The organism is Ectopseudomonas khazarica, assembly GCF_017915135.1.
GTDB classification, from domain to species: domain Bacteria; phylum Pseudomonadota; class Gammaproteobacteria; order Pseudomonadales; family Pseudomonadaceae; genus Aquipseudomonas; species Aquipseudomonas khazarica.
The window spans coordinates 5,294,477-5,308,263 of record NZ_CP068551.1 but is presented as its reverse complement, the minus strand read 5'-3'; the positions used below and the strand labels follow the sequence as shown (position 1 = coordinate 5,308,263).

Sequence of the window (13,787 nt, the reverse complement as noted above, 5' to 3'; positions counted from 1 at the left end):
CCTTTGCAAGTTCGCGGCGTTTTCGCGTCTAGCGGTCGAACATCAGCATTCGATGATGTTCACCGCCAGGCCGCCACGGGCGGTTTCCTTGTACTTGGTCAGCATGTCGGCACCGGTCTCGCGCATGGTCTTGATCACCTTGTCCAGGCTTACGTAGTGCGCGCCGTCGCCGTACAGCGCCATGCGCGCGGCGTTGATCGCCTTCACCGAGGCGATGGCGTTGCGCTCGATGCAGGGAATCTGCACCAGGCCGCCGACCGGGTCGCAGGTCAGGCCCAGGTGGTGCTCCATGCCGATCTCGGCGGCGTTCTCGACCTGCTCCGGGGTGCCGCCGAGTACCGCGCACAGCGCGCCGGCCGCCATCGAACAGGCCACGCCGACTTCACCCTGGCAACCCACTTCGGCGCCGCTGATCGAGGCGTTCTCCTTGTACAGGATGCCGATGGCGCCAGCGGTGAGGAGGAAGTCGATGATGCCGCGTTCGCTGGCGCCGGAGATGGCGTTGGCGTAGTAGTGCAGCACCGCCGGGATGATGCCGGCGGCGCCGTTGGTCGGCGCGGTGACCACGCGGCCACCGGCGGCGTTCTCCTCGTTCACGGCCAGGGCCCAGAGGTTGACCCAGTCGAGCATGCGCAGCGGATCTTCCATGTAGCTGCGCTGGAAGCCGCCCAGCTTGCGCGCCAGGATCGCCGCGCGCCGGCGCACCTTGAAGCCGCCCGGCAGGATGCCTTCGGTGCGGCAGCCGCGCTCCACGCAGGCCTGCATCACCTTCCAGATTTCCAGCAGGCCGGCGTCGGTCTCTTCGTCGCTGCGCCAGTGGCGCTCGTTGCGGCGCATCACCTCGGCGATGCCGATGCCGTGCTCGCGGCTCAGGCGCAGCAGGTCGGCGCCGCTGCGAAACGGCAGTGGCAGGGCCGTGGCGTCCGGGGCGATGACCTTGTGCTTGGAGCCATCGGCGAGAATCGCCTCGCTGACCACGAAGCCGCCACCCACCGAGTAGTAGGTGGCCTCGTGCACCTGGATGCCCGCGCCGTCGAAGGCGGCGAAGCGCAGGCCGTTGGCGTGCAGCGGTAGCGCCTTGCGGAACATCTTCAGGTCGGCCTTCTCGTCGAAGGCTACGGCGTGCTTGCCGGCCAGGACGATGCGCTTGTCGCGGCGGATGGTGTCGATGTACTCGGGGACCTGGTCGACATTGACGGTATCCGGCTCATGGCCGCTGAGGCCGAGCAGGACTGCCTTGTCACTGCCGTGGCCCTTGCCGGTGGCGCCCAGCGAGCCGTACAGCTCGGCGACGACACGGGTCACCTGCGGCATGTGGCCGTGGTTCTCCAGGGCGTGGGTGAACAGGGCGGCCGCGCGCATCGGGCCGACGGTGTGGGAGCTGGACGGGCCGATGCCGACTTTGAACAGGTCGAAAACGCTGATAGCCATGGCGAGGTTCTTCTTCTGGGTGAGTGGACACGCGCCCGGTTCCGCGCGTGTGGACAACTCTATCTAAGAACGGCTTTATCATTATGTATACTGATTTATTTTTAATATATTCGTTAGCAACTCTTAACTATTGAGATCCTGCCATGGACATCACCCGCCTGCGCACCCTGCGTGAACTGGCCCGTTGCCGCACCATGGCGGCCGCTGCCGAGTCGTTGCACCTGACGCCGTCGGCCGTGTCGCAACAGGTCGCCTTGCTCGAACGCGAGGTGGATGTCGCGCTGATCGAGCGGCGTGGGCGCGGCGTCGTGCTGACGCCGGCCGGCGAGCGTCTGGTGGCGCATGCCGAGCGCATCCTCATGGTGCTCGACGAAGCCCGCTCGGAGCTGGCGCTGCTGCGCGGCGAAGTGGCCGGCGAACTGCGCGTGGCGGCCTTCGCGTCGATCTCCGTGGCGGTGATCGCGGAAACCGTGCGCGCCCTGCGCAGCAGCTATCCCCGGTTGAACGTGGTGGTGCTGGAGCTGGAACCGCAGGAAAGCCTCAGTGCCCTGGGCGCCTGGCAGATCGACGTGGCGGTGATCGACGACCTGGCCGTGACCCCGGACGAGAACCGCGAGCACTACGCGCTGATTCCGCTGACCCAGGACCTGCTGCACGTGCTGCTGCCCATCGACCACGCCCTGGCCAGGCACGCCAGCCTGACCATCGCCGACCTGCGCGAAGAGGCCTGGGCGCTGGACTCCACCGGCAGCTCGTTCGGCGAATTCATCACCAACCTGTGTCGCCGTTCGGGCTTCGCGCCGCGCATCAATGCGCACTGCGCCGGTTTCGAGATGGTCGCGGCGATGGTTGCTTCCGGCAACTCCATCTCCATCGTCTCCGGCCTGCGCCTGGTCCGCCCGCTGCCCGGTGTCACCGCCGTGCCCCTGCTGCCCGACATCCAGCGCGGCGTGTTCCTCGCCTATCGCAAGGGCGAACGCGACCATCCGGCGGTCAACGCGTTTCTCGACGAGGCGGTGTACACGGCAGACAAGGTGCTGGGTTAGTTCCACTGCCTCCTGTGGGAGGGGCGTTGGCCGCGATGCTTCTGCGGCGTTGAGCCCAGCCATATCTTGGCCATCCGCCTGCCTGATGGTGGATAAGCTTCGCGTTATCCACCCTACGCGGCTGACCTGTAGGAGCGGCTTCAGCCGCGATGTTCTCTGTTTGCGTCTTACTCAGCGGGCGTGACGCTCTCTTGAGCGGCCTCAGCCGCCAGCTTCGCCCTGTCGGCCTTGCTGATGTACTTGGGTTTGTTGCTCTTGGGCGCGAGCTTGGCGTTGGCCTTCCTGGCGTGGGCTTCGAGTAGTTGCTTGATCTTCTTGCGGCGATTCATGGGTGTGTATCTGCTTTGTCCTGAATGGATGATCCTCACGCGGAGCCCGTAGGGTGCAGGCTACTTGCTCGCGCCACCGACCCCGTAGGAGCGGCTTCAGCCGCGATGCTTTTGCGGCGTTGAGCAGACGGTGCTCTGCCGGCCATATCTTGGCTATCCGCTCGCCTGATGGTGGATAAGCTTCGCGTTATCCACCCTACGTGACTCGGCTGACACGACGGGCCTGTAGGAGCGGCTTCAGCTCCACAGCGCGCCCACCGGCGTATGCGCCGGGTAGTGCCTGGCCACCTGGGCCTGCAGCAGTTCGCCGCAGGCGAGGGCGTCGGTCAGGGCGTGGTGGGCGCTGTACAGCGGCAGGCCGTAGCGCAGGCGGCTGTCGGCCAGGCGGATGGACAGCGGTTCGCGGCCGCGCAGGCGGTCCCACCAGCTGACCGTGCGCTTGGGATGCAGGCGCGCTTCCAGCTCCATGGTGTCGATGATGGGGAAGAGCAGCCCCTCGCCCAGGTGCTCGCGCAGGGCCTGGTCGAGGAAGTTGCGCTCGATGTTGCGGTAGTGCGCCACCACCACCTTGCCCGCCAGGGCCTCCAGCAGTTCCTCCAGCACATGGGCCAGGCGCGGTGCGTGGCGGATGTCGGAGTGGGTGATGTGGTGGAAGGTCACCGACTCGGCGCTCAGCTCGCTGGTGGGTTTGACCACCCAGTAGCGCGCCTCGGCGCAGCGGATGCGCTGCAGGTCCAGCGGCACCAGGCCGAGGCTGACGATGGCATGCTCGCGCGGATCGAGGCCGGTGGTTTCCACATCCAGCGCCACCAGCGGCGCCTCGGCCAGGGGCGTATCGGCGGTGATGCAGCCGGCCGCGTAGTAGGCGCGCAGGCGTTCGTCCTGACTGCTGGCGGCGAGTTCGGCGAAGCGCTGCGGCCAGTCCGGGTTGTGATCGGCACTCATTGCGGACGGGTCAGCGGTTGGGCCGGGTAGCGGAAGCGCAGGAACTTCTGCGCGTTGCTCACCACCTGGAAGGCTTCCTTGAGGTGGTGGCGCTCGCTGGAGCTGAACTGCTCCGGCTCGACGTAGTTGTCCGGCGGGTTGCCGGCTTCCACCTCGCGCGCCTGGTGGCGGATGCGCACCAGGCTGAGGAATTCGAAGGCGTAGCGCAGGTGATCCAGGGCTTCCTTGGGCAGCAGCTTGGTGGCGGCGATGGCGTCGAGGCGCTCCAGCGAGTTCTGCGCCTTGGAGCCGCAAGCCAGGGCGTGCACGCGGATCAGGTCGGTGAGCGGCGCGGTGCCGCGTCCCTTGAGGTTGATGATGTTCTTCTGGCGGCCGTCGGTTTCCATCACGAAGGTGCGGAAGAAGCCCAGCGGTGGCGTGCGGTTGAGGGCGTTGCGCGCCAGGGCGGCAAGGAACGCCGGAGTGCCGCTGGCCTTTTCCGCCAGCAGCTCCTTGAGGTTCTCCACCAGTGCGGTCTTGCCGTACACCCCGTCGAGGTCGAAGAAGATGCTGCTGTTGAGCAGGGTCTCGGGGTTGGGCTGCTCGATCCAGCGCGTGAAGTAGCCGCGCCAGACCTTCAGCGGCTGGCGCCACTTGGGGTTGCTGGCCATGATGCCGCCCTTGCAGTAGGCGTAGCCGCAGGCGGCCAGGCCGTTGCTGACGAACTGCGCCAGTTCGGCGAAGTAGGCGTCGTGCTGTTCCGGATCGAAGCTGTCGTCGAGCACCAGGGCGTTGTCCTGGTCGGTGAGCAGCAGCTGTTCGTCGCGCGCCATCGAGCCGGCGATCATGAAACAGTAGGGCACCGGCGGCGGCCCCAGGTTCTCCTCTGCGAGCACCAGCAGGCGGCGGGTGAAGGCGCGGCCGATGCTGCTCATGGCGCGGCCCACCATGTGTGCGCTGGCATCGTCGGCGACCATGCGCACGAAGGTGGCGTGCAGGTCCGGCAGCAGGCCCTTGAGGCCGTCCACGGAGTCCTTGTTGAAGATGCTGTTGACCAGGTACAGGCTGCTGCGCGACTCGTAGCGGATGACGTCGGCGAGGGAGATCATGCCCACCGGGCGCCGGCGTTGCAGCACCGGCAGGTGGTGGATGTTGTTGCGCAGCATGCACAGCATGGCCTCGAACACCGACTCGTCGGCCTGCACGGTGACCGGGCCGGGTGTCATCACCTGGCTGACCGGGGTGTCGCCGGGCAGCCCTTCGGCGAGGACGCGCACACGCAGGTCGCGGTCGGTGAGGATGCCCGCCATCACCTGGGTCTGCTGGTCGGCGACCTGTACCTGCGCCGGGTTGGGCCAGCGCCGGCCGGGGTTGACGATGATCACCGAGGACACGCTCTGCTCGCTCATCACCTGCGCCACCTGCTGCACGGGCATGTCCAGCGGCACGCTGACCGGCGCCCGGCCGATCAGTTTGCGCACCTTGATCTTCATCAGCTCGCTGGCCTTGCCGTGGCTGTCTTCCAGGGCCGACTTGAGCCGCGACTGGCCTTCGGCCTCGACGAAATCGGCGAAGCTGTCGAACTGGTCGCACAGCTGCTGGAACAGCGGGCCGGGGATGAAATAGATCAGGCTGTCTTCCAGCGCCCTGGCGGCCAGGCGTACCTTGTTGCCACGCAGCAGGCCGGCCTGGCCGAAGAGGTCGCCTTCGGTCAGGCGATTGTGCAGTTCGCCACTGCGCCGGTGGATCTCCACCGCGCCACTGCGTACATAGTGCAGTTCGTGGATCGGTTCGCCAGCGATGAGGATTTCGCTGCCGGCCTTGAAGTAGCCTACTTGCACTTGCCGGGCGATATCGTCGAGGGTCTGCTCCGGCAGATTGTCGAAGGGGGCGAAGCGATTCAGGTGATCGCGTATCTCGATCAGCTCGATCTGCATGCGGGCCTCGCGGGTTGGCTGGCATTACAGGATACGAGCATCGCGCCGGGATGTCCCCCCGGGGTGTCGCGATGAGGACAGTCGCCGTCACAACAGGCTGAACAAGGAGAAGCTATGCAGGGTTCGGGTTTATGGTGGGGCGTCGGCGTGCTGCTGGTGCTGGCCGGTGCGACGGTCTTTTACTACAACCGCCTGGTGTTCAATCGCCACCGCGTGGCCGAGGCCGCGAGCGGCATCGATGTGCAACTCAAGCGGCGCTCCAGCCTGATCCCGGCGCTGGTGGAGTGCGTGCGGCAGTATCTGGGCTACGAGCAGCAGACGCTGGAGCGGCTGGTGCGTGAGCGACAGCGCGCGGAGCAGCTGAGGGATTCGCCGCTGGGCCAGCGGGCGCCGGTGGAGGCGCAACTGGGCAGCCAGCTGCGTCAGCTGTTCCTGCTGGTGGAGGATTACCCGGAGCTCAAGGCGGACCAGCGCTTTCGCGAGCTGCAGGGCTCGATCAGCGAGGTCGAGAACCATATCCAGATGGCCCGGCGTTACTACAATGGTGCGGTGCGCGAACTGAACGTGCTGGTCGAGTCGGTGCCGAGCAACCTGGTGGCACGGGCGTTCGCCTTCGAGCAGGCCGAGTACTTCAGCCTGGATGATCCGGGTGACGCCGAGTCACCGAAGATGGAGTTCTGAACATGCAAGGATGGCTACGTGGCCTGTTGCTGGTGGCCTGCCTGCTGCCCGGTCTGGCACTGGCGGAAGAAGCGATCGAACACTTCGCCGTGACCCTGCAGGTCGAGAGCGATGGCAACCTGCTGGTCACCGAGCGCATCCTCGTGCGTGCCGAGGGGCAGGACATCCAGCGTGGCATCTACCGCGATCTGCCGGTCAGCTATGCGTTGCCGGCGGGCCTGCGGGAGACCAGCCCGATCACCCTGCTGGGGGTGACCCGCGATGGCCAGCCCGAGTCGGTGCACAGCGAACGCAACGGCGCCTGGGTGCGCTACTACCTCGGCTCGTCGTCGGTGCTGCTCGAGCCTGGACGCTATCGCTACGAGCTGCGCTACCGGGTGGCGCGCGCCCTGCTGCATCACGCCGATCGCGATGAGCTGTACTGGAACGTCACCGGCAACGGCTGGGTCTTTCCCATTCGCCGTGCCTCGGTCGAGGTGCGCCTGCCCGCCGGGGCGCGGATCGGCCAGCTGGCGGCCTACACGGGGGCCTCTGGCGCGCAGGGAAAGGACTATGAGGTACTGCTGCGCAGTGACGACTTCGTGAGCCTGGCCACTACCGGGCAACTGCCGGCCTATCACGGCCTGACGGTCGCGGTGGACTGGCAGGCGGGCCTGGTGCCACGGCCCACGGCCATGCAACGTGCCGCCCAGTTGCTGCGTGACAATCTGGGCCTGGCCCTCGGCGCGGCGTTGCTGGTCGGGCTCGCGCTGTTCTACCTGATCGCCTGGTGTCGCGTCGGGCGAGACCCGCGCAAGGGCGTGATCATTCCCCTGTTCGAGGCGCCACAGAACATGACGGCGGTGCAGGTGGGCTACCTCTGGCACCGTGGCCTGCGTGGCGATTTCTCGGCGGCGCACGCCTTCGGCGTATGGCTTACCGACATGGCCATCGGCAAGCACCTGCTGATTAAGGATCGGCCGCGCAGTGGCTTCATCCTGAGTCGCAGCACCGAGGCACATGCTGAGCTGACGGCGCTCGACGCCGACGTGCTCGAACGCCTGCTGCCTGCCGATAAGGCGGATGCCTCGTTGCAGGTCGGCAGCAAGTACGAGCCGCGCATGGCCGACGCCCTCGGTGGCCTCGGTGAACACCTGAGCAAACAGGGCAAGGCCTGGTTCAGCAACAACCGTGGGATCTGGACGCTGGGCCTGTTCTGGGCCTTGCTGGCGTGCCTGACGATGCTGCTGGTCGACGCCAGGGGCGACGACGACTGGCCCATGGCGCTGGTTGGGCTGGCGTTCAGCCTGGCCTTCGCCGTGGCGTCGTTGATCATGTTCACGCTGGCGCTGCACCAGCCGTCGTTCGGCAAGAAGCTCGGCATGGGCTTCGGCGCACTGATGTTCTTCTGGCCGGTCCCGATGGGCCTGCTGATGATCGCCGAGGTGACGTCCTGGGCGGCCATTCTGCTGATCGCGCTGTATCTGCTGCTGCTGGTGGTGTCCTACATCCTGCTGCCGGCGCCGACGCTGCTCGGGCGCCGCCTGCTGGACGGCCTCGAAGGCTACCGTGACTACCTGCAACTGGCCGAGCGCGACGTCCTGGCGCTGGCCGCTGATGCCCCGGCGATGAGCATCGCGCTGTACGAGCGCCATCTGCCCTACGCCATGGCCCTGGGCGTGGAGGACAAATGGAGCGCGCGTTTCAGCGAGGCGCTGGCCAGTGGCCTGATCGATCCGCAGCTGCGTGATTACCAGCCGGACTGGTATGAGAGCCGTCGCCGTTTCAGCTCGGCGCAGGTCATGAGCAGCGCCCTGGCCACGGGCCTGAGCAGTGTGGCCGCCCTGGCCTCGACGCCACCGTCGAGCAGTTCGTCGGGCGGCTCCTCGGGTGGTTCGTCCGGGGGCGGCTCCTCCGGTGGCGGCGGCGGTGGCGGTGGAGGCGGCGGCTGGTAGCACGCCGTCGCTCTGCCGGCGAATATCCTGCGCCTGTGCGGTATTCGCTTTTTCTCGCCGGGTCGCTCGGGTAGGGTGCCGCTCCGATTTGCCCGAGAGATGGCTGCGCAGGTACGCGCATCGAGGAGAGTGTCATGTCAGGAAGACTGCGGGTGCTGTTGTGGCTGTGCTGTTTCTGCGCGTTCGGCCTGCGTGCCGAGGAGGCGATTCAGGCCTATGACGTGCGCATGCAGGTCGAGCCGAGTGGCGACGTGCTGGTGACCGAGCGCATCGCGGTGACGGCCGAAGGCAAGATGATCGTCCGTGGTATCTACCGCGACATTCCCGTCCGCTATCGCCTGGGCAACGGCCTGTTGCGCAGCACGCCGCTGACACTGATATCGGCCACGCGTGACGGGCGTCCGGAAAGCGTCACCGAGCAGCGCCTCGAGCATGCCCTGCGTCTGCGTCTGGGCAGCGCCGATGTGCGGCTCGAGTCAGGGCCTCATGTCTACGAACTGACCTACCGGATGAATGCGCAGCTGCTGCATCACGCCAGCGTCGATGAACTCTACTGGAACGTGACCGGCAATGACTGGTCGCTGCCGATCCGCCACGCCAGCGTCGAGGTACTGCTGCCGGAGGGCGCGCAGATCCAGGCGGCACATGGCTATACCGGCTACCGGGGTTCGCGTGAAGGGGCCTACGAGGTGCTCGAGCAGCAGGGCAACCGCCTGCGCCTGGCGACCACGCGCGAGCTGGATGCGCGTGAAGGTTTTACCGTCGCCCTGGCCTGGCAGGCGGGGCTGGTCACTCGCCCCGGCTGGTGGGACGAGCTGCTGGTGCTGCTCGCCGACAACCTGCGGCGCATTCTGCTGGTGGCCGCTTTCAGCGGGTTGCTGCTGTTCTACGCACTGATCTGGTGGGCGAAGGGGCGCGGGCCGGCCAAGGGCCTGGTGATCCCGCTGTTCGAGCTGCCACGTGGCGTCAGTCCGCTGATGGCCGGGTACGTGTGGCGCCGTGGCCTGAAGCATGACCGCAAGTGCGTGCGGGCGCTGAGCATCATGTTCACCGACCTGGCCATTCGCGGCTGGCTCAGCCTGCAACGCAACGCCAGCGGCCTGGTGCTGACGCGGGGCGAGGTGGACGGGGATGCCATACGCGAGGAGGAGCGGCGCGTGCTCAATGCCCTGATCACGCGGGAGGGCGGCTCGCTGACCCTGGGCGGGCGCTACGAACCGCGTCTGGCGAACGCCCTGGAGGTGCTGCTGAAGAGCGTCAAAGGGATCGAGCGGAACAACTTCAGCAATGCTACCGGGCACTGGCTGTTCGGTGCCTTCTTCGCCCTGGTGACGGGGATCGCGCTGCTGGTGAGCTCCACGGGTGACGCGGAGGCTGCGAACAACGCCGTCTGGCTGATGCTGCTGGGGATGCTGCTGGGGGCCGGGACGCTCTACTGCCTGACCCACGGGATGATCGGGGCCGGACTCCCGCTGCTGCTGTTCGCCCTGGCGTGCCTGGGCCTGGCCGCAGGCCTGGTGGGCGGCGATGCCGTGCTGCAGTGTCTGGCACTGTTCGCCATCGTCGCCGTGGCACGCAAGCTCATGCGCTCGCCGACCATCGCCGGACGGCGCCTGCTCGACGAGCTGGAGGGCTACCGCAACTACCTGAGCCTGGCCGAGAGGGACGTGCTGGACAAGGCGGGCCAGGCTCCGGTGATGAGCATCGCGCTGTACGAGCGGCATCTGCCCTACGCCATGGCCCTGGGGGTCGAGCGGCAGTGGACCCAGCGCTTCACCGCCGAGCTGCGCAAGGGCACGCTGGCGCCGGTGGAGGTGGACTACCAGCCACAGGGTTTCACGCAGCTGATGACCTCGGGTGAGGCGATGACGCTGGCCTGGAATCTCGACCGGATGCTGATGACGGCGTCCGTGCCTCCCGAGGCGCCGAGATCGGTCGACAGCTTCTCCGGTTCCAGCAGCGACGACAGCGGTTCCGGCTCGTCCGCCTCCCATGGCGGCGGCTCCTCCGGCGGAGGGGCTGGCGGCGGCGGAGGCGGCGGCTGGTAGCTCAGGCGCGTCGGTAGCGCAGCGGCAGGCCCTGGCAGTCGTCCTGCACCTGGCCGGCGTGCCAGGCCAGCTGCCCGGACACCAAGGTGCTGCGCACGGCATGGCGGAAGCTGCGGCCCTGGAAGGGTGTCCAGCCGCAGTGGGCGAGGATCGGCTGCTGCGCTACCGGGCAGGGTTCGGCCAGGCGCTCCACCAGGGTCAGGTCGGCCCAGTAGCCTTCGCGCAGGTAGCCGCGCTGCTCGATGGCGAAGCGCTCGGCCACGGCGTGGCTGGTCTTTTCCACCAGCAGCGGCAGTGGCAGCAGGTCGTCGGCCACCAGCTCCAGCAGCGCCGGCAGGGCGTGCTGCACCAGCGGCAGGCCGGCCGGCGCCTGCCGGTAGGGACGCCGCTTCTCCTCCAGGCTGTGCGGCGCGTGGTCGGTGCCGATGATGTCCAGGCGTCCACAGAGCAGGGCCTGGCGCAGGGCGTTGCGATCGGCGCGCTGCTTGATCGCCGGGTTGCACTTGATCAGGTGGCCGAGGGCGGCGTAGTCGCTGTCGTCGAAGTACAGGTGGTGGGCGCAGACCTCGGCGGTGATCCGTTTGCTGGCCGCCGGGCCGGGCATGAACAGCTCGAGTTCGCGTGCCGTGCTGATGTGCAGCACGTGCAGGCGCGTGCCATGGCGCCGGGCCAGACTCACCGCCAGGCTGGAGGACTGGTAGCAGGCCTCGGCATCGCGGATCGCCGGGTGCTGGTCGGCGGGGATGTCGTCGCCGTACCTGGCCTGCCACCTCGCCTCGCGTTCACGGATGCGCGGGGTGTGTTCGCAATGCGTCAGCAGCAGGGTCGGACAGTCACGGAACAGGCGCTCCAGCGCAGGCAGGTCGTCGACCAGCATGTTGCCGGTGCTGGCGCCCATGAACACCTTCACCCCTGCCACGCGGTCAGGGTCGAGCGCGGCAACGGTGTCGAGGTTGTCGTGACTGACGCCGAAGTGAAAGCCGTAGTTGACCCGCGAGCAGCGGGCGGCGCGCTGCTCCTTGGCCGCCAGCGCCTCCAGCGTCAGGGTCGGCGGCTGGGTGTTGGGCATGTCCATGACGCTGGTGATGCCGCCGGCCACCGCCGCGCGCGACTCGCTGGCGAAGCTGCCTTTGTGCGGCGCGCCGGGGTCGCGGAAGTGCACCTGGTCGTCGATCATGCCCGGCAGCAGGTACTGGCCGGCGGCGTCGAGCACGGCCTCGCCGGGGAGGTGGGCGAGGCTGCTGGCGATGGCGTCGATGCGCCCGTGGCGGATGCGCAGGTCGGCCTCGAACACACGACCTTCGTTGACCAGCCGGGCGTTGCGGATCAGCACGCTCAAAACTCGTTCTGCAGGGCCTTGTAGCCCCGCACCAGGTCGATGTTGGTACGCGCCACGTCTTCCGAGAACTCGCTGGCCGAGACGCTGACGCGGGGCAGGCTGGCGAGGTCGGTCTTCGGCCCGATGCGCTGGGTGGAGGTGACGTGGAAGCCCGCCGGCAGATCGCAGCCGTCCACCACCGCGTTGTGCCGCACCACGCAGCCGTCGCCGACGCTGCAGTTGAACAGCACGCTGTTGAAGCCGATGAACACCCGGTTCCCGACCCGGCACGGGCCGTGGATGATCGAGCGGTGGGCAATGGAGCTGTGCTCGCCGATGGTGACCGCCGCACCAGACTTGGAGTGGATCACCACGCCGTCCTGGATGTTGGAATTGGCGCCGATGACGATCGGCTGCATGTCGCCGCTCTCGTCCACCTCGTCGGCGCGGATCACCGCGTACGGACCGACGAAGACGTTGTCCTCGATGATCACCTTGCCGCAGATGATGGCGGTCTTGTCGACATAGGCGGACTCGGCGATGAGCGGCAGGTGGCCGGACGGATTCTTGCGGATCATGGGCGTTCCTTGGGCGAGGGTTCGGGCACCGGGTCGTAGCCACCCGGGTGCCAGGGATGACAGCGCAGCAGCCGGCGCAGGCTGAGCCACAGGCCGCGCAGCAGGCCGTGTTTCTCCAGGGCCTCGATGGCGTAGTGCGAGCAGCTCGGATGAAAACGGCAGCGCGGGCCGAGCAGGGGGCTGAGCAGGTACTGGTAGAGGTGTACCAGGGCGATGGCGATGCGTTTCATCCCGGGCGGCTCACGACGACGCGCAGCTGCTCGCCGTCCAGTTCGTTGTAGAAGCAGGCAGGGCGCCCGGTATGGCAGGCCGGGCCGGTCTGTTCGACCCTGAGCAGCAGGGCGTCGCCATCGCAGTCAAGGCGGGCGCTGTGCAGGCGCTGGCGATGACCGCTGGTTTCGCCCTTGCGCCACAGGCGCTGGCGCGAGCGCGACCAGTAGCAGACCTGGCCGCTGCTCAGGGTTTCCGTCAGCGCGGCGCGATTCATCCAGGCCAGCATCAGCACCTCGCCGTCATCGTGGCGCTGGCTAATCACCGGGATCAGGCCGGCGTCGTTCCAGGCGATGGCGTCCAGCGTTGCCTGCAACGACCGAGTGTGACCGGCGCGGGCCGACTCCAGCTGCAACCAGAAGGGTTGGGCAGGCATGCCTCAGCTCCAGTTGCAGCGGCTTTCGGCCACCGCGTCGTGGGCGTGCAGGCTTTCCGCATGGACCACCCTGAGGCGGAAGGCGCTGACCTCGGGCAACTGGCCCAGCGCATGGTGCAGGCGGCGTGCGGCGTCCTCGCAGAACATCAGGTTCTGCCCGTTGGCCAGGGCGAACGCCTGTTCGTCGGCACGCTTCACCGCCGTCTGAACCGGTGTGCCCAGGGCCTGCTCGGCGCTGTCGATCAGCGCCAGCAGGGGCAGGTCGATGCATGCCGGGTGCAGGCGCAGTTGCAGCGTCGCCGTGCTGCGCTGGCTGTGCGGCGTGGCGACGATGCCCTGGGTCGAGCCGAGCCAGTCGAGCGTGTTCAGGTAGTCCGCCTGCCGGTCGGGAAAGTCCCAGGCGAAGCGCTGCTGGATCAACTGCCGCGCCAGCGCCGCCGAACAGGGGCAGGTGGAGGAGTACTCGACCTCGACCTGCAGCTCGATGGTCAGGCCGCGGCCGTCCTGGCGGGCGCGTATCTCGAACGGGTAGGCCTTCCAGCCGTGCAGCGGGCTGACCAGTGCCGGGCGCTTCAGCGGCACCGCGCCGCGCAGGGTCAGGCTGGCGCTGTCGGACAGTGCCTGGTGGCTGCTCAGGCAGTCATCCAGCACCTGCAGGATGGCCGGCACCTTCAGCTCGAGGTGCACCAGGCGCTGGGCCGCCAGGTACAGGCGCGACATGTGGATGCCACGCGCCGCGGCATCGTCGAGGCTGACGCCGATGTCGACGCTGGCCGTGACCGCCTCGCCCGCCAGGCGGATCGGCAGGGCGATGCCGGCCATGCCGACCCAGTCTAGCGACAGGTCGTGGTGGGTGGCTTGGGCGGCGATATCCGGCAGGGGTTGTTCGTTCATCGTAAATCCGTGGGTCGCTGT

The 13,787-nt window shown here is 67.7% G+C and carries 13 protein-coding genes; 4 read left to right on the top strand and 9 right to left on the bottom strand.

Features of this window, described 5'->3' with window-relative positions; all coding sequences use genetic code 11:
* Positions 1–42: 42 nt before the first annotated feature.
* Entirely contained in the window at positions 43–1,431 is a 1,389-nt protein-coding gene (locus tag JLK41_RS24965) for an L-serine ammonia-lyase (RefSeq protein ID WP_047588376.1), read from the bottom strand.
* Between the two features lie 143 nt (positions 1,432–1,574).
* Here JLK41_RS24965 and JLK41_RS24960 point away from each other — a divergent pair, with 143 nt between their 5' ends.
* Positions 1,575–2,477, top strand: a complete 903-nt coding sequence (locus tag JLK41_RS24960; RefSeq protein WP_037057521.1) for a LysR family transcriptional regulator — start codon at positions 1,575–1,577, stop codon at positions 2,475–2,477.
* Between the two features lie 167 nt (positions 2,478–2,644).
* Here the strand turns inward: JLK41_RS24960 and JLK41_RS24955 are convergent, their stop codons facing one another.
* From JLK41_RS24955 to JLK41_RS24945, 3 genes are all read right to left on the bottom strand, one after another.
* Positions 2,645–2,806, bottom strand: a complete 162-nt coding sequence (locus JLK41_RS24955) for a DUF2986 domain-containing protein (RefSeq protein WP_134676584.1) — start codon at positions 2,804–2,806, stop codon at positions 2,645–2,647.
* A 237-nt stretch (positions 2,807–3,043) separates the two neighbouring features.
* On the bottom strand, positions 3,044–3,751 hold the full coding sequence (locus tag JLK41_RS24950) for a 3'-5' exonuclease (protein WP_037055601.1): 708 nt from the start codon (positions 3,749–3,751) through the stop codon (positions 3,044–3,046).
* Positions 3,748–5,667 (bottom strand): DUF294 nucleotidyltransferase-like domain-containing protein, encoded by a 1,920-nt coding sequence (locus JLK41_RS24945; protein ID WP_037055600.1) that lies wholly within the window; start codon positions 5,665–5,667, stop codon positions 3,748–3,750. Before JLK41_RS24945 ends, JLK41_RS24950 begins: the two co-directional genes overlap by 4 nt.
* Before the next feature lie 114 nt (positions 5,668–5,781).
* Here JLK41_RS24945 and JLK41_RS24940 point away from each other — a divergent pair, with 114 nt between their 5' ends.
* From JLK41_RS24940 to JLK41_RS24930, 3 genes are all read left to right on the top strand, one after another.
* Positions 5,782–6,348: a LemA family protein gene (locus JLK41_RS24940; protein ID WP_175253183.1), complete on the top strand. Its 567-nt coding sequence runs from the start codon at positions 5,782–5,784 to the stop codon at positions 6,346–6,348.
* Between the two features lie 2 nt (positions 6,349–6,350).
* Positions 6,351–8,282, top strand: coding sequence for a DUF2207 domain-containing protein (locus JLK41_RS24935; RefSeq protein ID WP_210390069.1), 1,932 nt, complete (start codon positions 6,351–6,353; stop codon positions 8,280–8,282).
* 134 nt (positions 8,283–8,416) lie between these two features.
* Positions 8,417–10,330 (top strand): DUF2207 domain-containing protein, encoded by a 1,914-nt coding sequence (locus JLK41_RS24930; protein ID WP_210390068.1) that lies wholly within the window; start codon positions 8,417–8,419, stop codon positions 10,328–10,330.
* A gap of 1 nt (position 10,331) precedes the next feature.
* Here the strand turns inward: JLK41_RS24930 and JLK41_RS24925 are convergent, their stop codons facing one another.
* Genes JLK41_RS24925 through folE2 form a run of 5 tightly spaced genes read right to left on the bottom strand, consistent with a single transcriptional unit; the run spans position 10,332 to position 13,766 of the window.
* Positions 10,332–11,669: a dihydroorotase gene (locus JLK41_RS24925; RefSeq protein WP_210390067.1), complete on the bottom strand. Its 1,338-nt coding sequence runs from the start codon at positions 11,667–11,669 to the stop codon at positions 10,332–10,334.
* Positions 11,666–12,226: a gamma carbonic anhydrase family protein gene (locus tag JLK41_RS24920; protein WP_037055589.1), complete on the bottom strand. Its 561-nt coding sequence runs from the start codon at positions 12,224–12,226 to the stop codon at positions 11,666–11,668. Before JLK41_RS24920 ends, JLK41_RS24925 begins: the two co-directional genes overlap by 4 nt.
* The gene (gene yidD / locus JLK41_RS24915) at positions 12,223–12,456 is read right to left on the bottom strand and encodes a membrane protein insertion efficiency factor YidD (protein WP_037055587.1); all 234 of its coding nucleotides are present in this window, start codon (positions 12,454–12,456) and stop codon (positions 12,223–12,225) included. Before yidD ends, JLK41_RS24920 begins: the two co-directional genes overlap by 4 nt.
* Positions 12,453–12,872, bottom strand: coding sequence for a phosphoribosyl-AMP cyclohydrolase (hisI, locus tag JLK41_RS24910; protein ID WP_210390066.1), 420 nt, complete (start codon positions 12,870–12,872; stop codon positions 12,453–12,455). Before hisI ends, yidD begins: the two co-directional genes overlap by 4 nt.
* A 3-nt stretch (positions 12,873–12,875) precedes the next feature.
* Positions 12,876–13,766 carry a GTP cyclohydrolase FolE2 gene (folE2, locus tag JLK41_RS24905; RefSeq protein WP_134676578.1) on the bottom strand — a complete coding sequence of 297 codons (891 nt, stop codon included), beginning with the start codon at positions 13,764–13,766 and terminating at the stop codon, positions 12,876–12,878.
* Positions 13,767–13,787 lie beyond the last annotated feature (21 nt).

What these genes read in the sequence shown, in the direction of transcription:
- JLK41_RS24965 (WP_047588376.1), bottom strand. Translation starts at nt 1,431, where the DNA reads ATGGCTATCAGCGTTTTCGACCTGTTCAAAGTCGGCATCGGCCCGTCC.
- JLK41_RS24960 (WP_037057521.1), top strand. Translation starts at nt 1,575, where the DNA reads ATGGACATCACCCGCCTGCGCACCCTGCGTGAACTGGCCCGTTGCCGC.
- JLK41_RS24955 (WP_134676584.1), bottom strand. Translation starts at nt 2,806, where the DNA reads ATGAATCGCCGCAAGAAGATCAAGCAACTACTCGAAGCCCACGCCAGG.
- JLK41_RS24950 (WP_037055601.1), bottom strand. Translation starts at nt 3,751, where the DNA reads ATGAGTGCCGATCACAACCCGGACTGGCCGCAGCGCTTCGCCGAACTC.
- JLK41_RS24945 (WP_037055600.1), bottom strand. Translation starts at nt 5,667, where the DNA reads ATGCAGATCGAGCTGATCGAGATACGCGATCACCTGAATCGCTTCGCC.
- JLK41_RS24940 (WP_175253183.1), top strand. Translation starts at nt 5,782, where the DNA reads ATGCAGGGTTCGGGTTTATGGTGGGGCGTCGGCGTGCTGCTGGTGCTG.
- JLK41_RS24935 (WP_210390069.1), top strand. Translation starts at nt 6,351, where the DNA reads ATGCAAGGATGGCTACGTGGCCTGTTGCTGGTGGCCTGCCTGCTGCCC.
- JLK41_RS24930 (WP_210390068.1), top strand. Translation starts at nt 8,417, where the DNA reads ATGTCAGGAAGACTGCGGGTGCTGTTGTGGCTGTGCTGTTTCTGCGCG.
- JLK41_RS24920 (WP_037055589.1), bottom strand. Translation starts at nt 12,226, where the DNA reads ATGATCCGCAAGAATCCGTCCGGCCACCTGCCGCTCATCGCCGAGTCC.
- yidD (WP_037055587.1), bottom strand. Translation starts at nt 12,456, where the DNA reads ATGAAACGCATCGCCATCGCCCTGGTACACCTCTACCAGTACCTGCTC.
- hisI (WP_210390066.1), bottom strand. Translation starts at nt 12,872, where the DNA reads ATGCCTGCCCAACCCTTCTGGTTGCAGCTGGAGTCGGCCCGCGCCGGT.
- folE2 (WP_134676578.1), bottom strand. Translation starts at nt 13,766, where the DNA reads ATGAACGAACAACCCCTGCCGGATATCGCCGCCCAAGCCACCCACCAC.